Raw genomic sequence first — 23,066 nt, 5'->3', positions numbered from 1 at the left:
CTCAAGGGCCCTCTGCGAGCGCGATGGCCGCGCGCAGGTCGCGGGCGTAGGCATCCGGCTGTTCCCACGCGGCGAAGTGGCCGCCGTGCTCGTGCTCGATGAACTCCTGCACGTTGACGAAGAGCGACGCGAAGCTGCGCGGCGCCGGCTTCGTGTCGTGTGCGAAGGCGCTGAGCACCGTGGGCGTCGGCACGTAGGGCACGGGTTTGGCGAACTCCACGTAGGGCGCGAACGAGGTGCCGATCGCATTGGTGAACCAGTAGGCGCTGATCCAGGTGAGCAGATCGTCGTTGGAGAAGGGGGCATCCGACCAGCCCTGCAACTTTTCGAGCAACCACGCCGCGAGCCCAGCCGGTGAGTCGGCGAGGCCCGGCGCGAGGGTGTGCGGCTTCGTCGACTGCTCGGCGATGTATCCGCCCTCTGACCGTTGCCAGGCCGCAACGGCATCCAGGTAGCGGAGGTGGTGGGCATCCAATGTCGACCGCTCGGCGAAGACGGCGTGCAACGGGGAGATGTTGGTCAGGTGCAGTGCGGCCACCCGTTCGGGATGCATGACCGCGAGCTGCTCGGCAACATCGGCGCCTACGTCACCGCCTGAGACGATGTAACGCCGGTAACCGAGAGATCGCATACATTCGGCAACAGCCGACGCCATCGCGACGACGCTCATCCCCGGCTTGGTGAGCTCGGGTGCGAAGGGAAATCCGGGGAGAGCTGGCACGACGACGTTCAGATCGGTCAGCAACGGAAGTACGCGTTCGAACCGGAGGACCGAATCCGGCCAGCCATGCAGCAGAAGCACGGCCGGCGCGTCGCCGGAGATCTCGGCACGTCGGTGGATTGCTCGAACCTCGAGGTCGCCGTCTCGGATCGTCTTCCACGGCAGGCCAAGGATGCGCGCCTCGTGGACGCGCCAGTCGTAGCCGTCGCGCCAGTGTTCCAGCAGGGCGGAGAGCGCCTCAGCATTGGTTCCGCGCTCCCATCCGGCAACGCCGAGCGGCAGACGCGGAGGTCGCGTGGACTGCAGGCGACGCCGAAGGTCGTCGAGGTCGGATGCCGGCACGGGCTCGAGCACGAAAGTCATGTGTACGACCATACACATTGATGTGTGCGACTGTACACATGCGGCCGACGAACAGTATGGTTCGAGCGTGACGACCACGAAGAAGGACGCCGAACAGACGCGTCAGCGCATCCTGATCGCGGCAAGGCGCGAGTTCGGGCGCAGCGGTTTCGCTCGAACGACGGTGAGGGGGATAGCCGACGCGGCACAGGTCTCGCCGAACCTGATCACTCGATACTTCGGTGGCAAGGAGGGCCTGTTCGTCGCGACGACGAACGTGCAGCTCGAGCTCGACCGGGTGTTCGAGGGTCCGCGCGAATCACTGGGCCGGCGCCTGGCCGAGAGCATCGTGTCGAGGTGGACGAGCATGAAGGGCGAGGACCCACTCCTTGTGCTTCTCCGGGCGTCGGGAGAACGGCGCGAGGCCGCCGAGACACTCGCCGCATTTCTCGACGCCCAATCGCTCGAGCCGCTGCGGCGAAGATTGCTGGATTACGGCCTGAGTGAGGACGAGGCATCCGACCGTGCCAAAGCCGTGGACGTATTCGTGCTCGGCGTGTCCGCGAGACTCCGGGTGCTCCGTGACGACCTGGGCGACGCGGATGCCCTCACCGGCTGGATCGCCGCCTCCGTTCAGAGGCTGATCAACGCTTCATAGCTTGCACACCACCGCGCGCGCTACCGGCGCACCATGCGCAGCTCTGCCGCCGGCTCCCCGCCGAACGTGTCCACCTTCGTGGTGCCGTCAGGAACGAAACCGTTGCGCCGGTAGAACGCCCGAGCCCGGGGATTGTCGACCAGCACCCACAGAAACGCGGGGGAGTTGCCGAGCGCGGCATCCAGCAGCCGTTGGGCCGCACCGGTTCCGTGGTGGTCGCGCAGCACGTAGATGCCATGCAGCTCCCGTTGCACGGGCCCGTCCTCATCGCGCGCCGGGCCGGCCGACGCCCACCCGACGATCCGACTCACGGCTCCCGGCGCCGCCTTCGCCGTGGGCGCCGCCTTCAGGGCCGACGCCTTCGCAGGCGCCGCCCTCACTGCATGCGCCGCGGATTCAACCGGCTGCGCAACTAGTTCCGCCACCCACACTTCGGCGCCCGCGATGATCATCCGCCGCCATCGTTCCGCGCGCGACTCGACGCTGAGGCGGCCGAGCAGGAACGGCGAGAAGACGTGCCCGTACGCCTCGCGCCACGACCGCACGTGCACTCGCGCTATGCCGAGGGCATCAGCAGGAGTCGCGCGACGGATGCTCACGGATGCCTGCTCCCCTCCCTGCGTGTCGGCCATACGAGGACGATAGTGAGCATGCACGGGCATCGCAGCAACGTGTCAGCGCGGTTAGTCTGTTGCGGTCGTCCGGCCCGCCGCGAGGGTCGTCACGTGATGGGGAGGGAAGCCGCGTGAAGCCGTTGACCGAGGAAGAGATCCGTTCGTCGTTCGTGAACGCGACGCCGGAGCAGCTGGCCAGGCTACCCATTCCCGGCATCCACGAGACCCTGTGGGAAGAGCGGGAGTTCCTTGGTTGGCGTGACCCGCAGGCATCCCACCTTGGCTACATCGTGCACTGGATGAACGACGCGCCGACCGGCATCGTGCTGCGTGCGGCCAGCGGCGGTCTGCGGCCGGGGATCGCCGCAATGTGCTCGTTCTGCCACTCCGCGCAGCCGGCCACGCAGGTGCGCATGTTCAGCGCGCCGAGGGCGGGCGAGTCCGGTCGAAACGGCAACACGATCGGCTCCTACATCTGCGACGACCTGGCGTGCTCGCTCCTGATCCGCATCACGCCGCCGCACGCCCAGTCATCCGAGCACATTGCGGAGAAGGCGGATGCCCTGCTCTCGCGCGTGCACAACTTCACCGCGACCGTGATGAAGACCGCCTGAGCGGTATCGCCACTCGGGCGTTCGGCACCCACGGGGCTTCGGTCATAACGTGGGATGCATGGCTGAAGAGAACAACGGCAAGGTCTGGTTCATCACTGGCACATCGCGCGGCTTCGGTCGCGCCTGGGCAGAGGCGGCGCTGAGCAGGGGCGACAGAGTCGCGGCGACCGCGAGGGACGTAGCGTCGCTCGACGATCTCGTGGCCGAATACGGCGACCTGATCCTCCCCATCCAGCTCGATGTGACCGATCGCAACGCGGACTTCGAGGCGGTGAACGCCGCGAACGAACGGTTCGGACGGCTGGATATCGTCGTGAACAACGCGGGATACGGCCACTTCGGCTTCATCGAGGAGATCAGCGAGGACGAGGCGCGAGCGCAGCTGGAGACGAACGTCTTCGGTGCGCTGTGGATCACTCAGGCCGCGCTGCCCATTCTGAGGAAGCAGGGCGGCGGGCACATCATCCAGGTCTCGTCCATCGGCGGTATCTCGGCGTTCCCGCTCGTCGGCATCTATAACGCCTCGAAATGGGCGCTCGAGGGATTCAGCCAGGCGCTGGCGCAGGAGGTGGCGCCGTTCGGCATCCATGTCACGCTCGTCGAGCCGGCCGCCTTCGACACCGACTGGGCGGGCGCATCGGCGAAGCGCTCGGCAGCGCTGCCCGATTATGCAGAGGTGCACGAGCAGGTGCAGGCGTCGAGGGCGAAGCGCAACGGCGCTCCTGGGAGTGCCGAGGCATCCGCCGCAGCGCTCCTGGAGGTCGTCGACTCGCCCCAGCCGCCGCTGCGCGTGTTCTTCGGCAACGGCCCGCTGTCCATTGCGAAAGCGGACTACGATTCCCGCATCGCGGAGTGGGAGAAGTGGCAGCCCGTCGCCGAGCGAGCACAGGGCTGACCGGTGCGAGCCCGATAGGTACAGGTCTGACGCCTCAGGGGCTGACTTGTGTCAGCCCCTGAGCGACTCAGCCCTGAGCGCGGCGGCTGCCGCGTCCGCGCGCGGTGCCCGAGTTGCCTCGCACCACGTCGCCGACACGGATGCCCGTGCGTGCGCCGTTCCCACGCGTCGCGTTCCCGCGAGTCGAGCTCGCCGGCCGCGCCTCGGTTGCGCCTTGACCGCGCTTGCCACCGGCCTGGCCAGCGCCTCCGTTGCCGCGCTGGGAGCCGGCGCCGCTGGCCGCGCCGCGCGTGCGGCCGGACACTGCGTTGCCGTCGCCGCGGGTGCGCGATCCCGCGCCTTCTCCTCGGCTCCTGCCGCCGTTCGAGCGCGCCCGGGGGGCGCCGCCACGCTGGCCGCTCTGGGCCGGCTGCTGTGACGGCGTCACGTAGGCCGCCACCTCGCCGACCAAGCGGGCAACCTCAGGCGAGCGAGGAGTCACCGGTGTCGGAGTCGCGGCGATGGCTGCCTTGCGCAGCACGGTGCGCACGTCATCCCGCTGCGTCGGCAGCGTGATGGTGACCACGTCGCCCGTAGCTCCAGCGCGGGCCGTGCGACCCGAGCGGTGCAGGTAGGCCTTGTGCTCGGTCGGCGGGTCGACGTGCACCACGAGCTGCACGTCGTCGACGTGCACGCCGCGTGCAGCGACATCCGTGGCAACGAGCACGCGCACGCTGCCGTCGCCGAACGCGGCGAGGTTGCGGTCGCGCTGCGGCTGCGACAGGTTGCCGTGCAGATCCACAGCAGGGATGCCCGAGTCGGTCAGCTTCTTCGCGAGTCGCTTCGCGTGATGCTTGGTGCGCATGAACAGGATGCTCCTGCCCTTGCCGGAAGCGAGCGTGTGCACCAGGTCGTTCTTCGTGTCGACCGAGTCGACCTCGAACACGTGGTGCGTCATGCGGTCGACGTGGCTGGTCTCGTCGTCGACGGAGTGCAGCACGGGGGAGTGCAGGAAACGCTTGACCAGCTTGTCGACGCCGTTATCGAGCGTCGCGGAGAACAGCAGGCGCTGACCGGAGCCAGGGGTCTTGTCGAGGATGCGTGTGACGACGGGCAGGAATCCCAGGTCGGCCATGTGGTCGGCCTCGTCGAGCACTGTGATCTCCACGGCGTCGAGCGAGACGAAGCCCTGCTGCATGAGGTCTTCGAGACGGCCGGGGCAGGCGACGAGGATGTCGACGCCAGCGCGCAGCGCGTCCACCTGGCGCTTCTGGTTCACGCCGCCGAACACGGTGGTGGTGGTCAGACGGTAGGCGGCAGCGAGCGGCTCGATCGTCGAGGCGATCTGTGTGGCGAGCTCGCGGGTCGGCGCGAGCACGAGCGCGAGCGGATGCCCCGCCCTGCGCTTGCCGCCGGCGAGCCGCGTGCCCAGACGCGCGGCGATGGGCAAGGCGAACGCGATGGTCTTGCCAGAGCCGGTCTTGCCGCGGCCGAGGACGTCGCGTCCGGCGAGCGTGTCGGGGAGCGTGTCGGCCTGGATCGGGAACGGCTCGGTCTTGCCGTCGCGACGAAGCACGTCGGCGAGGGGCGCGGGCACGCCGAGGTCGGAGAAGGAAGTCATGGGTGCCTTTCAGGGCAGGGTGCCACCCCATCCGTTAGGGACGGGGGACGAAAGTGGCGAAGGCGCCAGTGGGCGCATCCGTTCGCCGTGAGAAGGAATCGAAGCGAGCAGCACCGCAACAGAATGCGGTGGTGTCTCGCGAGCTGATGCGCTCAAACGACGCAGGCGATTCCCGGCGTCGGGATCGCAAGATGCTCAAGCCTACCAGGTCACGTGGTCATCCGGCGGCGTGGGCGGTGTCGGCTTCGCCGGCTACGCAACCAGCGAGGCGGGGCACCGCCCAGTAAACTAGACGGTCCTGACCTACCGCTGGGGGATGCGTGCACGAATCGGAACTCGTCCGGGAACGCCGCGTCGTCGCCGACCTCTACGCCAGGCTCGATGCGCTCCGCGAGGACACCGTGCAGCGTCTCGCCGACGTGCGAAGGCAGACCGGCGGCGGCACGCATCAGGCGCGCGGCGAACGGGATGCCTACGCCAGGCTCTACGAGGACCGCATCCTTCAGCTGCGCGAGGTCGAGCCGCGGCTGGTGTTCGGCAGGCTGCAACTCGCCCAGGTGCCGGCCGACGACGATTCGCCGAGTGACGGCCCGAGCAAGGATGCGTCCGCCTCGCAGGTCGCGGGCGATCCGTTGCGCGATGCGCGGCTGCGTTACGTGGGCCGCATCGGACTGCGTGACGACGACGAGCACACGGTGCTGCTGGATTGGCGAGCGCCGCAGGCGAGCGCGTTCTACCAGGCCACGGCGGCCAACCCGCTCGGCGTGGCCGCGCGCAGGCGGCTCACAATGCGCGACCGGCAGGTGCTGCGCGTGGACGACGAGGTGTTCGACGCGCGTCTGCTCGAGACCCCGGGCACCAGGCCGGAGGAGGTGTCCGGCGATGCAGCTCTGATGGCGGCTCTCATGTCGCAGCGGACCGGGCGCATGAACGACATCGTGGCGACGATCCAGGCCGAACAGGACCGCATCATCCGCTCCGAACTGCGCGACGCCCTCGTCGTGCAGGGCGGCCCAGGCACAGGCAAGACCGCCGTCGCGCTGCACCGCGCCGCCTACCTGCTGTACGCGCATCGGCAGCGGCTCGAGGCATCCGGTGTGCTCGTCGTCGGCCCGACCAGGGCGTTCCTCACCTACATCGAAGAGGTGCTGCCCTCGCTCGGAGAGACCGGGGTGGTGATGCAGAGCCTCGGCGAGCTGTTCCCAGGGGTATCGGCCGACACGGATGACCGTCCCGCGACGGCCCAGCTCAAGGGCTCGAGGCAGATGGTCAACCTCATCCATCGTGCCGTCGAGTCGCGACAGAAGGTGCCTGCGGAGGCGTCGGTGATCGAGGTCGACAACGAGCGGATCGTAGTGGAGCCTGCGCTCATCGGGGACGCCGTTCGCCGCGCCCAGCGCACCGGCAAGCCGCACAACCTGGCCCGCGTCACATTCGTGAAGAATGCGCTCACCGCCCTCACCGCGCGTTTGGCCGAGCAGTTGCGTGCCAAGGGCCACACGCTCGACGAAGAGGACCTGGCCGTGCTGCGGGAAGACGTGCGCACGAGCTACGACGCGCGCGTGCTGCTCAACACGGCCTGGCTGCCGCTCACACCGCAGAAGCTGCTCGCCGACCTGTATGCCCGGCCGAGGTGGCTGGCGGAGCTCACGCCGAGATGGAGCGATGAGAAACGAGCCCTGCTGTACCGGGAGCGGGATGCCGCATTCACCATCAGCGACATCCCGTTGCTCGATGAGGCAGCGGACGTGCTCGGCGAGGTCGCCGACGTCAAAGACCAGGCACAGCAGCAGGCGGCCAAGGAGCAGCGCAAGCGCGACCTGCGGGTGGCGCGTGCTGCGATCGCGGATGCCGGCGCCCAGTCGTTCGTCACGGCAGAGCAGCTCGTGGACCAGGCGGGAGCGCACGGCGACGGGCTCACGACGGCCGAGAGGGCGGCATCCGATCGCACGTGGACGTACGGACACGTCGTCGTCGACGAGGCGCAGGAGCTGAGCCCCATGCAGTGGCGCCTGTTGGTGCGGCGTTGTCCCATGAGGTCGTTCACCATCGTCGGCGACATCGCGCAGTCGTCGTCGGCGCAGGGCGCACGGTCGTGGGCGGATGCCGTCGGCCCGTTCTTCAAGAACCACTGGCGCCTCGAAGAGCTCACGGTCAACTACCGCACGCCTGCACAGATCGCGAGGCGTGCCGAAGCGTTGGCGCGCGAGGCCGGATTGCCCATAACGCCGGCACGAGCCGTGCGCGAAGGAGACTGGCCGGTGCGCGAGGCACGGGAGGCCGGAGCTTCCCTCGTCGCGGCCACGGTCGATGCCGTGGCCTACGACCGCGACATCGACGACAGCGGAACGCTCGCCGTGATCGCGCCGTCCGCGCTCGTGGACGACGTTGCTGATGCCCTCAGCGGCCGTTACGGAACGGATGCCGGACGCGGCGCATCCGGACTCGTGAAACCCATCGTCGTGCTCAGTGCGCACGACGCGAAGGGCCTGGAGTTCGACGCCGTGGTGATCGCGGATCCCGAGGCGCTCGTTGCGGAGGCGCCGCGCGGGGCATCCGCTCTCTACGTCGCCATGACGCGTCCGACGCAGCGACTCACCCTCGTCCGCGCGGATACGATTTCGTAGGTGAAGACCCCGCTGAGCCCCGACGAGCCGACGCAACAGCGCTACGAGGTGCGGTTCGACTGGGGTCGAGAAGGCTTGCGCGGCATCGCACATGGCGCGGGCGTGATCGTGGTGGTCGATGCCATCTCGTTCACCACGACGGTCGAGATGGGCGTGGCTCTCGGGCTCGAGGTGCAACCGTACGACGGGCTGCGACACGAGGCGGAGGCGGCCCACGACGCCGGCGAGTTCGGCGAGGCGGGCTTGGCCGGACGCCGCGGCGATCGTGGCGTCTCGTTGTCGCCATCGAGCATGACCGAACAGAACGTCGCCGACTTCGAGGCCCGGCGGGCCGTGGTGCCCTCGCTGAACGGATCCCGCCTCACCGCGCTCGCCTCCACCTACGGCGTTCCGGTCGTCGCCGCCACCCTCCGCAATCGCACCGCTGTGGCGAAGTGGATCCTCGACCACCAGGAACGCATCGGCCGCAGAGCCATGGTCTCCATCGTGGCGGCCGGGGAAGTGCGCAGTGACGAGAGCGTGCGTTTCGCCGTCGAGGATCTATTGACGGCGGGCGCCGTGATCGACGCGCTCGGAAAGCTGGGAATCGACGCGTGCTCGCCGGAGGCGGCAGCGGCGTGTGCGGCGTATACGGGGCTCGAGCGCGGCATCCGTCACATGTTCACGGCATCGGTGAGCGGCGGCGAGCTGCTGAAAGACGACCAGGGCGACGACATCGCCGTCGCCTACCAGACCGACGTCTCGACCGCCGTTCCTGTACTGGTCGACGGCGCGTACGTGGATGCCTCGACGTCGGCCATCGCGGAGCGTGTCGCCGCTACGCAGTGACGGTACCGACGGTGCCGCGCCGCCGCGGCATCAGGCGGTGGGCAGGCTCGCCTTGCCCGTCCAGTCGATCGACTGGAAGATCGCGTTGCCGCTCTTGTCGAATCCGGTGATCTCGCCTTCGACGGCGACGTTCACCGGTGCAATCGACGTCACCTGTCCAGAGCTGCCGTCGTCGGCCGATCCGTCGGCCAGGAATGTCGCCGACCCGGGCGTCACGGTGTCGACTGCCCAGCCGGCACCATCCCACGCGCCGACGGAGAAGGTGGGCGGAGTGACGAGCGTCCACTTGGCATTCGACAGGTGCACGCCCGGCAGGTCGTTGATCAGACCGAAGCTGCAACCAGCGGGCTGAAGCTCCGTGGATGCTGTACAGGCCGAAACCCACGCGTTCACAGCGGTGACGGCCGCAGCTTTGCCGGCATCGGTGAGGCTGGCGTTGAGCTTCACCGCGCTGCCCGCCGCATCCGTGGAGGCGTTGATCACGGAGATCGTGGCGGTCTGACTCTGAGCCGTGTAGTTGGCCGACGTCGCGAGGGTCACGTCGTAGCGGCCCGGCAGCGCCTGGAGTTCGGCGTTGCCCCTGTTGTCGATGCCGACAGCCACTCCGTTGACCTGAACGGACGCGTCGCCTGGGGCGTTCGCCGTGACCTTCACCGTCGGAAGGGTGACCGGCACGAGGGTCCACCTTGTGAAGAACAGCAGATCCGTGCCGCTCTTCTTCAACTCCAAGGTCTCGCTGTGGCGGTCCGACCCCTGCTTGTAGCTGACGAACACGCTCGCCGTATTCGACTGTGAGCCCGCCGGCTTGATCGAGTAGCCCGAGATTCGGTCCTTCGTCGCTGCGTATGCCTTCTCGGTGACGAGCGGACTGTTCGTGTCGATGTTGCCGGTCTTGACGATCTGAGCGACGTCGCCCTTCACCAAGGCATCCATGAACGGCTGGACGGCTGCTTGAGGGGTATGGGCGCTCGATTCGAACGCGAACCAGACGCCACCGGCGATGAGGAGCACCAGGAGCACACCCCCGCCGACGATGCCGGCGAGCAGCCCGGTGCGCTTCTTCTTCGGTTCCGGCGGAGCGCTGAGCTGATCGGGGTCCTGCCCCGCGTCGACCGGAAGCGTCGGGTACTGCTCCGCGGCGAATGGCTCCGGATGCTGCTCCGCGGTGAACGGCTCCGCCGCGTACTGCACCGTCTCCCCTGCTTCGCCGCGGGTCGGGGCCGAGGCGCCTTGGCCCTGCTGCTCCGCATACGGCTGGTGCGCCGGTCCGGCGACCTGCGGCCACCGCGCTTGCTCGGCCGCATGCTGTGCGTCGTCGTCCTGCTTGCCGGTGTCGGTCATCGGGCACTCCTGAGTCGAATGGCGGCAGTCGAACGGCGGCGCTGCCCGTGAGCGGCCCGGCGGCCGCGGGCGAGCACGGTCTCGAGCGTGGAAAGCCTATCGGTCGTATAGGTTCCGCACCACGGACATACCGCTGAACGAGAAGACCGGGAATGGCGCGAGTGCGGCGGGCGTTGCCACGTCTTGGAGCGTGAGCCCCGGCACGCAGTGTGCCGGCCCAGAGCAGTGCAGCCCGCCGAACGCAGGGAAGAGGGAAGGACCATCCCGTGAAAGCCATCGTGAACGACACCGTCATCGCAGAGGCGCCCGTCGAAGACCTCATCAAGATCGAGGGCAACTGGTACTTTCCGCCGTCTGCCGTCAGGTCGGAACTGCTCGAGAAGAGCCCGACGCCGTACACCTGCCCGTGGAAGGGTGAGTGCCAGTACTTCACCGTGAACGCGGACGGACAGCGACTCCAAGACCGAGCGTGGAGCTATCCGGAGCCCTACCCGACGGCCTTCGATCGGGTCGGCAAGGACTTCAGCGACTACGTGGCCTTCTGGAAAGAGGTGCAGGTCGTCGACTGACCTGCCGGCACGAGCGTGGACGGTCACTCGACCGCTCGCGCCACCTCTCCGACCTTCTCGAAGTACGAGGTGAGGTCGGGCTCCGATCGCGGGGCCAGGAACACCAGGTGGTCAACGCCGAGGTCGGCGAAGCGTTGCGCGCGGGGCACGACCTCTTCCAAGGTTCCGGAGAGCACGCGCTGGGCGGCATCCGCCGGTATCTCGCCGTCCCAGTCCGCGACCGAGCGCTCGACGCCGTCGGCGCCGAACGCCACGGCGACGAACGCCACGATGTCGGGCTCGCCGTCGCGACCGGCATCCGATCGTCCGGCTCGCACCTCCGAAATCGCGTGCGCGATCTCCTCGATGGTGTGCCGACTGTCGAGCACGGCGCCGTCGGCCACCTCCCCGGCCAGCCTCAGCGTCTTCGGACCCTCCGCCGCTGCGTAGACGAGTGGGATGTCGGCAGGCGGCCAGTCGAGGCGCACGGCGTCGAGCGAGACGTAGCGCCCGTCGACGGTGACCGTCTCATCCGCGAGCAGCGCCCGCAGCGCTGGAACATGCTCGCGCATGAGAGTCAGCGGTGAAGCCACGCGCGCGCCCACCTGCTCCATCCAGGACTGCACACCGTGCCCGACCCCGGGAAGCAGGCGGCCTGGGAACATGCGCGCCAGCGTTGCGATCTCCATGGCCGTCGCGGCAACGTTTCTCAACGGCATGGGTGCGATGCCGATTCCGACCCGCAGGGACGACGTCGCTGCGAGCGCGGCGGACGCCGCAGCGAAGGCGGATTGCCGAAAGCAGTCCTCCCACAGCCACAGCTCGGCCACCCCTGCCCGCTCGGCTGCAGCCGCGGCATCCACGAGCGCTTCAGGCGGGTTGGGATATGGGTTGAAGATCGCACCGATGCGGGTCATTCTGCGACTCTGCCACGAGCCTGCGACAACCGCGATCGACACTCGCTACCGCGCCTGCGACAACCATGATCGACACTCGCTACCGCCCCTGCGTCGGCCGGGTGGCCCGTCGAGCGTTCGTTCGCGGGTGCAGAGCTATGCGGCAGGCGCGGCTGCGCGTCGCGCGCGGTGGGCACGCACCTTTGCCCGGTTGCCGCAGCGCTGCATGGAGCACCAGCGCCTGTTGCGGCTGCGGGACACGTCGAGGTAGACGAGCCCGCAGTCGTCGGCACCGCACGAGCGGATGCCGTCGCGGCAACCCGATCCGAACACGGCGACCGCGTCGCGTGCGATGGCGGAGAGCGCTTGGGTCGCCCTCGCTTTGCCGCGGCCCGGCTGCATGCTGCCGCCGGCCAACGAAGGCGGCAGGTCGGGCGTCGACGCGTAGAGGTTGACGATGTCGACGTCGTGAGCTGCATACGGATGCCCGCCGAGCGCCGCGAGCGCCAGGTGCGCGATCGCCTCCCGCAGCGTGAGCGCGTCGCGCAGCTCGTGCTCGGCACAGGCCGGGTCGATCGCCGGGAACCTGTCGTGTAGCCAGGCGGCGAGGTCGGTCGCCGCTCGTAGCAGCTCCCACGGCTCGTTCGGGATGCGTTCGCCTCCGCCCGGCTCCGGAATGCCGCCGGTGTACGCGAAGTCGAGGCACAGGCATCCGGAGTCGAACCACCATCGCTGGCCGTCTGGCGTGTGGAACCACTGCCCCGTCTCGCCGAGCCTGGCCGGGGCAGGCGGCTCCGTCGGCGTCTCCAGCGCGGGCGCCGTGGGCGTCGTTCCGTTGTGCGCCGACGCGCGTTCCGATGCCGTGAGTGTCATGTGCTGTGGTTCACCTGTTCCGCGTTGGCTGCCGCACCAATCCTGCCGTGCCGGGGCTAGCCGCCACGTCGCTCCCACACGATCAGGTGGTCACGGGAGAACCTGCGCGAACATCGGGCACACGACATGGTGCGGGTGGGCTTGCGATAGCGGTAGTGCAGATGGCCGCTCGGGCACCTGCCGACCCACGGCGCGAGGTCTTCGGCGACCGGCTTGTCGAGCGTGCGTTCTCCGACATATCCGAGGTCGCGCGCGATGGACTTCCACTTCGGTCCGTGCCCGGCGGCAGGACCGGCGACCGCGTGCGCCACCTCGTGCAGCAGCACCTGGTGGATCTCGTCATCGTCGAACCGCGCGGCCAGGTGCCGTGAGACCGTGATGCGTTTCGTGGAGTGGTTGCACTGGCCGCCTCGGGTCTTGGCGTTGTCGAAGCCGAATGTCCAGGCATCCGCGTCGAGATGCATCGCGATGAGCGCTTCGGCCCAGCGACGCACTCGTACCAAATCAGCCACGCTTCGAGGTTAACCAGCGGCACCGACGGATGCGCGACGCACGCGCGTGGCTGTGCATCTCTGGTCCCGTGCCGGGATGGGGAGGGAGGGCTCGATCAGCTCACGGGCGGACGCCCAACAGACCCCGACCCTGTTGTTGAACCTTTCTCGACATTAGGGTGACGCCATGTCGTGGTTCTACTCGGCGCCGTTGTTCGTGAGTCTTCCGATCTTCCTGATCGGCTTCGTCGCGGGCTCCCTCGCGCTGGTGTTCGCACTTCGGCCGTGGGTGAGGAGTGCTGCCGCGCAGCCCAAGGAGTGGGACCGCGTGGTCGGCTATTCGATCGGCACCTTCGGCGTCTTCTTCGGGATCTTCCTCGCACTCGTCGCCGTTGCGGCGTATCAGAACTACGTCGAGGTGCGCACCGATGTGCTGCAGGAGTCGTCTGCGCTCGGCGCCCTGTACCGCGATGTCTCGGGCTTTCCCGCAGCTATCGCCGGCCCTCTGCAGGAGGCGCTCCGCTCATACACGCGCACGGTCATCAGCGAGGACTGGCCCCTTCAGCACGCAGGGATGGCGCCGGCCGACAGCTCCGTCACCCTGCTGACGTTCCAGCACATGCTGCTGCACTACCGTCCCTCTGCGGGAACCTCGAGCCTCTACACGGCGACGGTCAACCAGTACAACGACTTCGTGACGGCGCGGCGCACACGCATCAACGTGACCTCGCTCGGCTTGCCGACGCTGTTGTGGGCGTTGATCTGGGTGGGCGCCCTCGTCAACGCCGTGCTGCTGGCCTGTGTCGACGTGAAAAGCCTGCGTGTCCACCTCGCGATGGCTGGGATGCTCGCCCTGTTCGTCGGCCTCGTCATCTTCGTCACGGCAGACATGGATCGTCCGTACCTGGGCGACATCAGCGTCGGTCCCGACGACTTCTCCAGGCTGCTCCAGCAGGTCATGAGCGGCTGACGGGCTCGCTGGCGCCGCCACGTCGTCGAGGGCATCCGGTTCCGGCCAGGTAAGGGGGCTGGGGCGAGCGGAGCGGGGCGGGCAGAATGAGATGGATGCGCGTGATCGACCTCAACTGCGACCTCGGCGAGTCCTTCGGCGCGTGGGTCATGGGCGACGACGAGGCGATGCTCGACGTCGTCTCGAGCGCAAACGTCGCGTGCGGGTTCCACGGCGGCGACCCGGCGACCATGCTGCGCACCTGCCGCGCGGCTCGTGACCGAGGGGTCGTGATCGGCGCGCACGTCTCCTACCGGGACCTCGCGGGCTTCGGCCGCCGCTACATGGACGTTGCGCCCTCCGACTTGCACGCCGACGTGGTCTACCAGTTGAGCGCGCTGGCCGGCACGGCGGCATCCGTCGGGGCCGAGGTGCGCTACGTCAAACCGCACGGCGCTCTCTACAACCGCATCGTCGGCGACGAGCAGCAGGCCACCGCGGTGGCCGACGCCGTGGCATCCTTTCCGGCCGACCTCGCACTGCTCGGGCTGGCGAACAGCGCCATCGAGCGGGCGTGCGAGAGCCGCGGCGTCCGCTTCGTGCGGGAGGCGTTCATCGACCGGGCCTACCTGGCCGACGGCACACTCGCCCCGCGGAGCATGGCAGGTGCCGTGCTCGGCGTGGACGACGGGATCGCCGAGCGTGCGGTGCGCATGGCATCCGACGGCGTCGTCGAAACGATCGAAGGGCAGACGATCGAGTTGGATGCCGCGTCCCTGTGCGTGCACGGCGACAGCCGTGATGCCGTGGCGATGGCGATCGTGGTGCGGGAGGCGCTGCACGAATCCGGAATCGGGATCGAGGCTTTCGCCTAATGGGCGCGACTGACCGCCTACCGCCGATCAGTCGGATCGGGGACAGAGCCTTCATCGTCGACCTGCCCGGGCTGCGTGCCGTGCTGGCGCTGCACGCCGGCCTGTCGTCGGCCCGCCCGGCCGGGGTCGACGACGTCGTGCCCGCGGCGCGCACGCTCGCCGTGCTGTTCGACCCGAAGCAGATACCCGCCGACGCAGTTCGCACCTGGCTCGGGCGTGCAGTCGAGCGGATGCCTCCTGCGCAGGATTCCTCGTCGCTCGCGTCCGCCGCGGCGGCTGGTGAATCGGGGGTGCCCGCCGCCGTGGTGCTCGACGTGGTGTACGACGGCGACGACCTCGACGAGGTGGCCCGGCTCGCCGGCGTCGCGGTGGACGAGCTGGTCAGCAGGCATGCGTCGGCCCTGTGGCGCGTGGCCTTCAGCGGGTTCGCCCCCGGCTTCGGCTACCTCGTCACCGACGACGACTGGTTCGAGGTGCCTCGGCGTACCGCTCCGCGCACGCGGGTGCCCGCGGGGGCCGTCGGCCTCGCCGGCCGCTTCAGCGGTGCGTACCCGAGGGAGGGCCCCGGCGGATGGCAGCTGATCGGACGAACGGATGCCCCGCTCTGGCGCGCGACGGAGCCGCACCCCGCGCTACTCACCCCCGGCACTGTCGTGAGGTTCCGGCCGGTGGAAGCCCTCGACGCGGCCGGCCGCGACGGTGCGGGCCTCACCGGTAGCACCGGCCGTGCAAGCAGCACCGGCCGCACCGGCGGCGCAGGCCGTGCCGATCGCACGGGCAGCAGCGCCAGCACCGGCCGCACCGACGGCACAGTGCCGAGCACCGTTGGCCGCGACTCTGACACGATCGGCCGGAAATCGAACGATCGACCGGACGAGAATCAGTTCTCCGATGCGGCGGATCCTGCGATTCCCGGCGGATCGGACGCCGACATTCAGGCAGGGTCGGACTCCGTGACGGTGCTGCGCTCGGGTCCGCAACTGCTGGTCGAGGACCTCGGCCGGCCAGCCTCGGCGTCCATCGGCGCGGGCAGGTCAGGCGCACTCGACAGGGGCGCCCTCAGGCTGGCCAATCGGCTGGTGGGCAACCTCGAACACGCGGCCGGACTCGAGGTGCTGATCGGAGCGGAACTGCGGTTCGATCGGCCGACGTGGTTCGCAGTGACGGGGGCGGGGGGCGCGCTGCGCGTGAACGGGCATCCGATCGAGCCGGATGCCGCGGTGCTCGCGCACGCCGAGGATGTGCTGGAGCTCGGCCCTGCTCTGCACGGTCTGCGCTACTACGTGGCGCTGCGCGGCGGGGTGAGCGCGCAGCACGAACTCGATTCGGCCTCTACCGATGTCGGCGCACGGGTCGGTGCGGCTCCACTGGCCGACGGTCAGGCGATCGCGCTCGCCGCCGAGGTGGCTGGCGCGATTCCGGCGGTCGACGCACTCACGGTGCCGTCGCCGCCCGACGACGAGGTGGACGTGCACGTGGTCGCGGGTCCCCGCGAGGACTGGTTCGCGCAGGCATCCGTCGACGCGTTCTACGAGATCGAGTGGGAGGTGACGCAGGAGTCGAACCGCGTTGGCGCGCGGCTGCGCTCGCCCGAGGGCGTAGTGCTGAAGCGCTCGCACGACCCGCGACTCCCGGCCGAGCTGCCCAGCGAACCCATGGTGCCCGGCGCGATTCAGGTGCCGCCTTCCGGAGAGCCGATGGTGCTGCTCGCCGACGGGCCGGTCACCGGGGGATATCCGGTGATCGCCGTGGTCGCGGATGCCGACCTCGACCTGTTCGCGCAGCTGCGGCCGGGGCAGCGCATCCGCTTCCGCCACGCTCTGCGCTGACTTCCGCGCTGCTGCTCCGGGGTACGGCCGCTGCGCGCTGCCACCCCGCGCTGTCGCTCCCGGGCTGTCGCTCCCGGGCTGCCGCTCCCGCGCTGCCGCTCGGGCGGCGCCACCCCCGCGTTTCCACCCGGCACTGAGACTTCGTATACGCGACGAGGCCTGGGTGCGTGCGCCATGCATCGTCGTGTACGCGAAGTCTCGACGCAGTGCGCCAAGCCTCGGCGCTGTGCGTGTCAGCCCTTCAGCTGGAACACGCTCCGACCTGGCAACGGGGAGGCGACGGCGGTCTCGTCGGTCACGACGGCGGCGCCGGCCACGAATTGTCTGAGTTCATCGCCTGCGACGGCCTTCGCCGGGTGCGGTCCGCTGGCCAGCAATCGAGGCAGCCAGTCGAGCGGTAGCTGCGCGTTCGAGCCGACGAGCACGATGTTGCCGAAGCGCCTGCCCTTGAGCACCTGCGTCTCGGCAAGGGCCGCGACGTGTTCGACGACCGAGGCGAGCGTGGATGCCTGCCCGCGCGCGAACGACAGCGGCGGCCCGTCCGCCACGTTGACGAGAACAACGCCGTCCGGCTTCAGCAGCGAGGCGGCCTCCCGATAGAACTCGACGCTCGTGACATGAGCAGGCGTACGCGCACCGCTGAAGATGTCGACGATGAGCAGGTCGACGGTGCCGCGCAGACCGGCGGGCAGCTTGCGCACGACCTCGCGGGCATCCCCGTGACGCACCCTGATCTGGGCCGACCTCGGCAACGGCAGCTCCGCCCGCACCAGGTCGACGAGCTCGCTCTCCAGCTCGATCACCTGCTGCCTCGAGCCCGGCCTCGTCGCCGCGATGTAGCGAGGCAGCGTCATGGCGCCGGCGCCGAGGTGGACGGCCGTGATCGGCTCGCCCGGCTCGCGCAAGAGGTCGATCACGTTGCCCATGCGCTGCACGTACTCGAAGAACAGTCTCGTCGGATCGTCGAGATCCACGTGGGATTGGGGCGTTCCGTCAACGATCAGCTGGAACGAGGCGGGCACCCAGCGGTCCGGTTCGATCACGGCGCGCAGGCCGCTGTGCTTCAAAACGACCGACGGATGCTCCTGCACCCCTTCAGCCTAGGATCGCGCCCCCTCAACCCGCGCCATCCGCTCCTTAGGAATCTCCACCCGTTTCTCCACCCGTGGTCGGTGGGCGCACGCCTCCGCCCTGGGAAGAGTGGATGCATCACCTCGTTCGCCGAAGCCGCGCCGATTGCGAACCACCGGTCGAACCATCACACAAGGAGCACCGTGTCCATCTCCCTCCAGCTCGTCACCAACGTGATCCTCATCGTCGTTCTGGTCGCCTGGGTCGGTTACCGCCAGATGACGTGGCGCGTCGTCGACCCAGGGCGCATGTGGCGACTGCCGGCGATCCTTGCCATCGTCGGTGTGGCCACCCTCGGAAGCATGACCAACGTGAAGGCGCTCACGGGTCTCGACATCGCTGTGTTGCTCGGTGAGCTGGTCGTCTCCCTCGCGCTTGGGGCGGTCATGGGGGCGATCGCGATCTTCCGGCCGCTTTCGGCGGACGGCATCCGTCTCTACCGCGAGGCCCACGCGAACGACCGCCGGCCCACCAGCTCTCCCATCAGCCTCGAGACTCGCACCGGCTGGATGGGCCTCGTGCTCTGGGTCGTGCTCATCGCCGTGCGGGTCGGCATGGATGCCCTCGCCGGCATGGCAGGTTCGCACCTGGCCGCATCCACTGGGGTGATCCTGCTCATGGTCGCGGCGAACCGCATTGCGCGAGTCGGCGTCATCCTCTACCGCGCGGGACGGATCAGCGAGCCGGTCGGCGTCTGACGATCGATCGGCAGGGCATCCGCCAGCAGGGCATCGACCTGCTGGGCCTTGACCTGCAGGGTATCGACCAGCAGCGGCGGGCCCATTCGGCTTGGCCGGGCGGCTGCCCCGCCCGAGCCCCGGCAGGACATGCGGGCCGTGCGGCAGGATGGACACCGAATCGACCGCGGGACCGCTCCGGTGCCACCGCCGTCGGCCGCGTCGATGCAGTCGGGACCTACGCGGCGGGGAGGAGCGCAGAGATGACCGAGGTGTTTCTCGGGCCACGGCGCACGCCCTTCGGCATCCTGCTCAACGTGCTCGGCATGGCCTTCGTCGTGGGATACCTCGTGCCCCAGGTCGTGCAGGGAACGGTCTCGCTTCCGCTGGCGACCGTGCCGGCCGCGATCGTCTCGATTGCGGCTTGGATCGGCAGTCTGGTCGTGCCGGCCAGGAAGCTAACCCTCCTACGTGCCACGTATCTCGTCATGGTCGTCGGCGGGGCTCTTGCGGCATGGGCGACCAACGGGCTGCTCGTCGTACCGGTGATCGCCGGCGTCATGCAGCTGGGGGCGATCGAACATCCGCCGTGGCTCACTTATGTCGGCGCTCTGATCGCAGGAGGACTTCTCCTCGTCGTGCCCCTCATCGTCACCCTCACCGGGAGCAGATCGGTGACGCCGGAGGGCATCCTGTCACTCGAAGCGACGGTGCTCGTGGCGCTGCTGGGCGGCGCGAACCGCAGGCAGGCTCGCGCCAGGCAGGCCGCCGCAGTCGAACTCGCCGAACGGACATCCGCGATGCGCGAGGAACAGGCGAAAGCGTCGGCGCTCGCCGCGCGCCAGACTCTCGCGCGCGACATGCACGACGTGCTGGCGCACAGCCTCGGCGGTCTGGTCATCCAGCTCGACGCCGTGGAGGCGCAGCTCGAGGCAGGCGAAACGGATGCCGCGCTCAGCCGGCTGCACGACGCACGCTCGATGGCGGCATCCGGGCTCGCAGAGGCGCGCCGGGCGGTGGAGGCTCTGCGGTCCGAGACGGATGCGCCGGCATCCGTTCGCACCGCGGATCTCGGCGCGCAGCTCATCGATCTCGTCGACGCGCACGAGCGGCTCGGCGGCCGGCTGCGATTCGAGCAGCTCGGCAGTCCGACCGATGTACCGGAGCCGGTCGCGACGGCGCTCCGACGTGCGCTGCAGGAGTCGCTGAGCAACGCCCGCAAGCACGCCCCAGGTGAGCCGGTCGAGGTGCGGATCTCCTGGCGTCCTGACGCCGTCGAACTCGAGGTGGCGAATCCGCTCAGGGCGTTTGCGCCGGCATCCGCTTCCGGGAACCGTGCAGCGACCGGATTGGCGGCAACGGGATCGGGGAAGGGTCTTGTGGGTATGCGCGAACGCTTCGCGGGGCTGCCGGGCGGTGTCGTCGAGTGCGGCGTGCGGAATGGCAGGTTCGAAGTCCGCGCTTCGGCTTCGCTGACCCCGAAGGGCACGGCATGACCGACAAGGAGAACGAGCCGCACATCCGTGTTGTGGTCGCCGACGACCAGGCGATCGTGCGCGACGGCCTGGTGACCGTGCTCGACCTGCTGCCCGACATAGAGGTGGTCGGCGAGGCCGCAGACGGCGAGCAGGCGGTGGCGATGGTGGGAGAGCGGCACCCGGACGTCGTGCTCATGGACTTGCGGATGCCCGTGCTCGACGGAGCCGCAGCGACGGCGCGTATCACGGCGGAGCATCCGGACACGGCCGTGCTCGTGCTCACCACGTTCGCCGACGACGCCTCGGTGATGGGAGCGCTCCGCGCAGGCGCTCGCGGATACCTCACCAAGGATGCCTCCCGCGCCGAGGTCGCGGCGGCCGTGCGTTCGGTCGCGCGTGGCCAGACGACGCTCGCCGGGGAAGTCGGAGCCCGTCTCATCGGCGGCCTCACAGGCACTTCGGGGGGCTCGGGACGGGAACCGGAATCCGCGGAGCTCGCGGCGCTGCCGGAGCCTGCGGCGTTGCCGGAACCCGCGGCGTTGTCAGGGACGCAGCGGTCGGCCCAGATGCCGGCGTCGCCCAGGGGCGGCGCCTTGTCCGCCGAGGAGTTGCGCCACGGACATCCGCAGTTGACCGTGCGCGAGTCCGAAGTGCTCGCGCTCGTCGGCCAAGGGCTGAGCAACACCGAGATCGCTGCGAACCTCTATGTCAGCGTGGCGACGGTGAAGACCCACATCAACTCGATCTTCGCCAAGCTCGGCCTGCGCGACCGTGCGCAGGCGATCGCCCTCGTCCGCCCCTGACGGTCCGAAAGCTCGGCCGCACCCTCCCCGCGAGCAGCGCCGGGCGGTACCCGTCTTGCTTCTCCCGAACCGGCAGTGACCGTCTTGCTTGTCCCGAGTTGGCAGTGTCCGTCTGGCTATTCCCGTCTGGGCAGTGCCCGTCTTGCTCGGCCCGAACGGGCAGTGCCCGTCTTGCTCGGCCCGAACGCGCCGTGCCGTCCTGCTTCTCCCGGTGACCAGCACCCGTCTTCTCTGCCGATTTCAGGAGATCCCCGGAGCCGTCGCCACTATTGGCGTGGCTTCCTCACCATCCTGAAATACTGCTGCGACAAGCGGGGGGAGTACTGCTGCGGCAAGCGATGGGCGCCCTTCAACCGGGCGGTCTGGCCGCCCACAGAGGCTCTGCGGCCTGCGGCCCACGGGGGTGCACGCGGAATGGTGGCCCTTCTGCTCACAGCGAGTACACGGTGCCCGCGGCGCCCCCGGCGCGCCAGAGATGGCGCCGGGCTCGCACGATCGAAAGGATCAGCGCCTCCACTCGGTCCCACTCGAACATGACGTGGCTGTACTTCAGGCGGAGCACGATGTAGCCCTGCGCGACGAGTGCCATGTCTCGGTCGTAGTCACGGGTCGACTGATACCCATCGTGGAAGGTCGCGCTGTCGCATTCGATCACCAAGCGTTGGCCGACGACCAGGTCAACGAACCCCACCCCATCGATCCACACCTGGGTTCGTGCGCGCACGCCCTTGCGACGCAGGAGAATCCGGCACCGGGATTCGGTGCCGGATTGAGACGCAGGGTCTGCCCACTCGGCGATCCGCGCCGAGATGGTCCGCAGATCCTGAAGTTCGAAGAGGTGTCTATTCAGGGCCGAATCGGCCATGGCGACGGCGGCGTCGAACGAAAGGCATTGGATCGCATCCTTCACGACCTGAAGAGGCGCGGCGACGGCCGTTGCCTTGGTGCTTCCGGCAGCCCAGTGCAAACAGAGCACATTCCCTGCCGTCGGCGGCAGAGGCCGCAGCCGCGACGCGTTTCGCGGGACGAGCACGTGAAGCCTGGAATCGAGTGGTGTCCACATCGAGTAGTGACGCGCCGCCGACGCACTGGTCAGCACGCCGCCCACGTGCACGGCGAGTTTTGCGTGAGCATCCGCTGCGGGCTCGGCGTACCACCCTCGCCTCACCCGCTCGAGGCGGCCACTGCTTATCGCATCGGCTATGGCGTAGCGAGAATGGCCCAGTAAGCGAAGCTCGGCAAGGGGAAAGACTCCGAGTCGCGGTTCATCCATGCACTGCAGGATGTCGGCAGAAGCCTCCGGCGGAACGGGCGCCGAAGCGGATTGTGGATGAGGGCTCAGGCTGTGGGCTTGGGGAGGACGAGCTGGAGCGGCGGGCCTCGCCGACGACGCGACGCGTTTTCAGGCCACGCGCGCAGTCGTGGACACTATCGAGATGCGTCGCGGCATGTCCTGAAAAACGCCTGGTGATCAATACGCCCGGAATCGCGACCGCTGTTTCGGCCGGCGTTCCGACCACACACACCGAAGGCCCGCGGGCACGGCACGTTCGCGCCGGCCCAGCGGCAACGACACCCTCGCCCGGCACGGCCCAGCGGCAACGACACGTTTTCAGGCGACGCGCGCACCGGTCGACACTGTGTGGATGCCTGGCGGCACGTCCTGAAAACCGGCTGCTGGCGCCGCCGCGAGCGGCATCTGCCGGCAAAGACACGTTTTCAGGCGACGCGCGCACCGGTCGACACTGTGTGGATGCCTGGCGGCACGTCCTGAAAACCGGCTGCTGCTGCCGCCGCGAGCGGCATCTGCCGGCAAAGACACGTTTTCAGGCGGCACGAGCACCCGTCGACACTGTGTGGATGCCTCGCAGTATGTCCTGAAAACCGCCTGCCGGCGCCGGCGGGGGGCGGCATCCGCCGCCGCGACACGCCGGCTCAGCAGAGCTGCGCGACGGCGGCGCGCGGAATAAACCGGCTGGTCCGGGCGCTTATACTGCTGAATTCTCGATCGGTCAAGAAAAAACTGGACACGGCGCGTCGCATTGACATATAGTTGTTCTTTGCGCTCCCACACTCATGCCTTCATATTGCGGTCGGCTCTGCGTGTCCCCGGTGTGTGCATGGGCTGGGTCCTCGAAGGGTCCTGATCACGGAGGTTCTGCTTGCAGACCGCTTCGTCGACAGGGCCATGGGCCGGTCAGATACGAGCACAACGGCAGGGCACCACTGTAGCGGGAGTCTTCGTCCACACCACAACCTGACCGACAGTCACCCGT

The 23,066-nt window shown here is 68.8% G+C and carries 21 protein-coding genes; 12 read left to right on the top strand and 9 right to left on the bottom strand.

Features of this window, described 5'->3' with window-relative positions; translation table 11 throughout:
* Position 1 precedes the first annotated feature (1 nt).
* Positions 2-1,084, bottom strand: a complete 1,083-nt coding sequence (locus ACO2Q7_RS07700) for an epoxide hydrolase family protein (RefSeq protein ID WP_423355016.1) — start codon at positions 1,082-1,084, stop codon at positions 2-4.
* Positions 1,085-1,151: 67 nt separating this feature from the next.
* Here ACO2Q7_RS07700 and ACO2Q7_RS07695 point away from each other — a divergent pair, with 67 nt between their 5' ends.
* Entirely contained in the window at positions 1,152-1,721 is a 570-nt protein-coding gene (locus ACO2Q7_RS07695; RefSeq protein WP_423355015.1) for a TetR/AcrR family transcriptional regulator, read from the top strand.
* 20 nt (positions 1,722-1,741) lie between these two features.
* On the opposite strand, the gene ACO2Q7_RS07690 is transcribed toward ACO2Q7_RS07695, so the two are convergent.
* A complete protein-coding gene (locus ACO2Q7_RS07690) occupies positions 1,742-2,353 on the bottom strand; it encodes a GNAT family N-acetyltransferase (RefSeq protein WP_423355014.1) in 612 nt (203 codons plus the stop codon).
* A 113-nt stretch (positions 2,354-2,466) separates the two neighbouring features.
* On the opposite strand from ACO2Q7_RS07690, the gene ACO2Q7_RS07685 reads away from it, so the two are divergent.
* Positions 2,467-2,949: an FBP domain-containing protein gene (locus ACO2Q7_RS07685; protein WP_423355013.1), complete on the top strand. Its 483-nt coding sequence runs from the start codon at positions 2,467-2,469 to the stop codon at positions 2,947-2,949.
* Positions 2,950-3,007: 58 nt separating this feature from the next.
* Positions 3,008-3,844 carry an SDR family oxidoreductase gene (locus ACO2Q7_RS07680; protein WP_423355012.1) on the top strand — a complete coding sequence of 279 codons (837 nt, stop codon included), beginning with the start codon at positions 3,008-3,010 and terminating at the stop codon, positions 3,842-3,844.
* A 67-nt stretch (positions 3,845-3,911) separates the two neighbouring features.
* Here ACO2Q7_RS07680 and ACO2Q7_RS07675 read toward each other — a convergent pair whose 3' ends face one another.
* The gene (locus ACO2Q7_RS07675) at positions 3,912-5,444 is read right to left on the bottom strand and encodes a DEAD/DEAH box helicase (RefSeq protein WP_423355011.1); all 1,533 of its coding nucleotides are present in this window, start codon (positions 5,442-5,444) and stop codon (positions 3,912-3,914) included.
* Positions 5,445-5,764: 320 nt separating this feature from the next.
* Between ACO2Q7_RS07675 and ACO2Q7_RS07670 the strand changes: the two genes are divergently transcribed.
* Both ACO2Q7_RS07670 and ACO2Q7_RS07665 read left to right on the top strand, forming a co-directional pair.
* Positions 5,765-8,071, top strand: a complete 2,307-nt coding sequence (locus ACO2Q7_RS07670) for a HelD family protein (RefSeq protein ID WP_423355010.1) — start codon at positions 5,765-5,767, stop codon at positions 8,069-8,071.
* A complete protein-coding gene (locus tag ACO2Q7_RS07665) occupies positions 8,072-8,899 on the top strand; it encodes a 2-phosphosulfolactate phosphatase (protein WP_423355009.1) in 828 nt (275 codons plus the stop codon).
* A 30-nt stretch (positions 8,900-8,929) separates the two neighbouring features.
* Here ACO2Q7_RS07665 and ACO2Q7_RS07660 read toward each other — a convergent pair whose 3' ends face one another.
* Positions 8,930-10,240, bottom strand: a complete 1,311-nt coding sequence (locus ACO2Q7_RS07660; RefSeq protein WP_423355008.1) for a hypothetical protein — start codon at positions 10,238-10,240, stop codon at positions 8,930-8,932.
* 266 nt (positions 10,241-10,506) lie between these two features.
* Here ACO2Q7_RS07660 and ACO2Q7_RS07655 point away from each other — a divergent pair, with 266 nt between their 5' ends.
* Positions 10,507-10,809 (top strand): DUF427 domain-containing protein, encoded by a 303-nt coding sequence (locus tag ACO2Q7_RS07655; protein ID WP_423355007.1) that lies wholly within the window; start codon positions 10,507-10,509, stop codon positions 10,807-10,809.
* 23 nt (positions 10,810-10,832) lie between these two features.
* Here the strand turns inward: ACO2Q7_RS07655 and ACO2Q7_RS07650 are convergent, their stop codons facing one another.
* From ACO2Q7_RS07650 to ACO2Q7_RS07640, 3 genes are all read right to left on the bottom strand, one after another.
* Complete coding sequence (locus ACO2Q7_RS07650; protein WP_423355006.1) at positions 10,833-11,705, bottom strand: LLM class flavin-dependent oxidoreductase; 873 nt, start codon at positions 11,703-11,705, stop codon at positions 10,833-10,835.
* Between the two features lie 135 nt (positions 11,706-11,840).
* The gene (locus ACO2Q7_RS07645; protein WP_423355005.1) at positions 11,841-12,557 is read right to left on the bottom strand and encodes a CGNR zinc finger domain-containing protein; all 717 of its coding nucleotides are present in this window, start codon (positions 12,555-12,557) and stop codon (positions 11,841-11,843) included.
* A 56-nt stretch (positions 12,558-12,613) separates the two neighbouring features.
* Positions 12,614-13,069, bottom strand: coding sequence for a SprT-like domain-containing protein (locus ACO2Q7_RS07640; protein ID WP_423355004.1), 456 nt, complete (start codon positions 13,067-13,069; stop codon positions 12,614-12,616).
* 166 nt (positions 13,070-13,235) lie between these two features.
* Here ACO2Q7_RS07640 and ACO2Q7_RS07635 point away from each other — a divergent pair, with 166 nt between their 5' ends.
* The 3 genes from ACO2Q7_RS07635 to ACO2Q7_RS07625 all read left to right on the top strand — a co-directional run bounded on the left by ACO2Q7_RS07635 (position 13,236) and on the right by ACO2Q7_RS07625 (position 16,701).
* Positions 13,236-14,018, top strand: coding sequence for a hypothetical protein (locus tag ACO2Q7_RS07635; RefSeq protein WP_423355003.1), 783 nt, complete (start codon positions 13,236-13,238; stop codon positions 14,016-14,018).
* Between the two features lie 95 nt (positions 14,019-14,113).
* Complete coding sequence (locus ACO2Q7_RS07630; RefSeq protein WP_423355002.1) at positions 14,114-14,872, top strand: LamB/YcsF family protein; 759 nt, start codon at positions 14,114-14,116, stop codon at positions 14,870-14,872.
* Positions 14,872-16,701, top strand: coding sequence for a 5-oxoprolinase/urea amidolyase family protein (locus tag ACO2Q7_RS07625; RefSeq protein WP_423355001.1), 1,830 nt, complete (start codon positions 14,872-14,874; stop codon positions 16,699-16,701). The genes ACO2Q7_RS07630 and ACO2Q7_RS07625 overlap by 1 nt, the downstream gene beginning before the upstream one ends.
* A gap of 233 nt (positions 16,702-16,934) precedes the next feature.
* On the opposite strand, the gene ACO2Q7_RS07620 is transcribed toward ACO2Q7_RS07625, so the two are convergent.
* A complete protein-coding gene (locus ACO2Q7_RS07620; protein ID WP_423355000.1) occupies positions 16,935-17,792 on the bottom strand; it encodes a spermidine synthase in 858 nt (285 codons plus the stop codon).
* Positions 17,793-17,975: 183 nt separating this feature from the next.
* Between ACO2Q7_RS07620 and ACO2Q7_RS07615 the strand changes: the two genes are divergently transcribed.
* The 3 genes from ACO2Q7_RS07615 (at position 17,976) to ACO2Q7_RS07605 (ending at position 20,790) form a co-directional block, all read left to right on the top strand.
* Positions 17,976-18,530: a hypothetical protein gene (locus ACO2Q7_RS07615; RefSeq protein WP_423354999.1), complete on the top strand. Its 555-nt coding sequence runs from the start codon at positions 17,976-17,978 to the stop codon at positions 18,528-18,530.
* Positions 18,531-18,772: 242 nt separating this feature from the next.
* The gene (locus ACO2Q7_RS07610; protein WP_423354998.1) at positions 18,773-20,005 is read left to right on the top strand and encodes a sensor histidine kinase; all 1,233 of its coding nucleotides are present in this window, start codon (positions 18,773-18,775) and stop codon (positions 20,003-20,005) included.
* Entirely contained in the window at positions 20,002-20,790 is a 789-nt protein-coding gene (locus ACO2Q7_RS07605; RefSeq protein WP_423354997.1) for a response regulator, read from the top strand. Before ACO2Q7_RS07610 ends, ACO2Q7_RS07605 begins: the two co-directional genes overlap by 4 nt.
* 430 nt (positions 20,791-21,220) lie before the next feature.
* On the opposite strand, the gene ACO2Q7_RS07600 is transcribed toward ACO2Q7_RS07605, so the two are convergent.
* Entirely contained in the window at positions 21,221-22,063 is an 843-nt protein-coding gene (locus tag ACO2Q7_RS07600) for a DUF559 domain-containing protein (RefSeq protein ID WP_423354996.1), read from the bottom strand.
* Positions 22,064-23,066 lie beyond the last annotated feature (1,003 nt).

This window comes from Rathayibacter sp. KR2-224 (genome assembly GCF_049446075.1).
GTDB lineage: Bacteria > Actinomycetota > Actinomycetes > Actinomycetales > Microbacteriaceae > Humibacter.
This window is presented reverse-complemented; position numbering and strand designations above follow the sequence as displayed.

Excerpts from the sequence above, each read along its gene's own strand:
- ACO2Q7_RS07700 (WP_423355016.1), bottom strand. The coding sequence starts at position 1,084 with ATGACTTTCGTGCTCGAGCCCGTGCCGGCATCCGACCTCGACGACCTT.
- ACO2Q7_RS07690 (WP_423355014.1), bottom strand. The coding sequence starts at position 2,353 with ATGGCCGACACGCAGGGAGGGGAGCAGGCATCCGTGAGCATCCGTCGC.
- ACO2Q7_RS07680 (WP_423355012.1), top strand. The coding sequence starts at position 3,008 with ATGGCTGAAGAGAACAACGGCAAGGTCTGGTTCATCACTGGCACATCG.
- ACO2Q7_RS07675 (WP_423355011.1), bottom strand. The coding sequence starts at position 5,444 with ATGACTTCCTTCTCCGACCTCGGCGTGCCCGCGCCCCTCGCCGACGTG.
- ACO2Q7_RS07660 (WP_423355008.1), bottom strand. The coding sequence starts at position 10,240 with ATGACCGACACCGGCAAGCAGGACGACGACGCACAGCATGCGGCCGAG.
- ACO2Q7_RS07650 (WP_423355006.1), bottom strand. The coding sequence starts at position 11,705 with ATGACCCGCATCGGTGCGATCTTCAACCCATATCCCAACCCGCCTGAA.
- ACO2Q7_RS07645 (WP_423355005.1), bottom strand. The coding sequence starts at position 12,557 with ATGACACTCACGGCATCGGAACGCGCGTCGGCGCACAACGGAACGACG.
- ACO2Q7_RS07635 (WP_423355003.1), top strand. The coding sequence starts at position 13,236 with ATGTCGTGGTTCTACTCGGCGCCGTTGTTCGTGAGTCTTCCGATCTTC.
- ACO2Q7_RS07630 (WP_423355002.1), top strand. The coding sequence starts at position 14,114 with ATGCGCGTGATCGACCTCAACTGCGACCTCGGCGAGTCCTTCGGCGCG.
- ACO2Q7_RS07625 (WP_423355001.1), top strand. The coding sequence starts at position 14,872 with ATGGGCGCGACTGACCGCCTACCGCCGATCAGTCGGATCGGGGACAGA.
- ACO2Q7_RS07610 (WP_423354998.1), top strand. The coding sequence starts at position 18,773 with ATGACCGAGGTGTTTCTCGGGCCACGGCGCACGCCCTTCGGCATCCTG.
- ACO2Q7_RS07605 (WP_423354997.1), top strand. The coding sequence starts at position 20,002 with ATGACCGACAAGGAGAACGAGCCGCACATCCGTGTTGTGGTCGCCGAC.
- ACO2Q7_RS07600 (WP_423354996.1), bottom strand. The coding sequence starts at position 22,063 with ATGGATGAACCGCGACTCGGAGTCTTTCCCCTTGCCGAGCTTCGCTTA.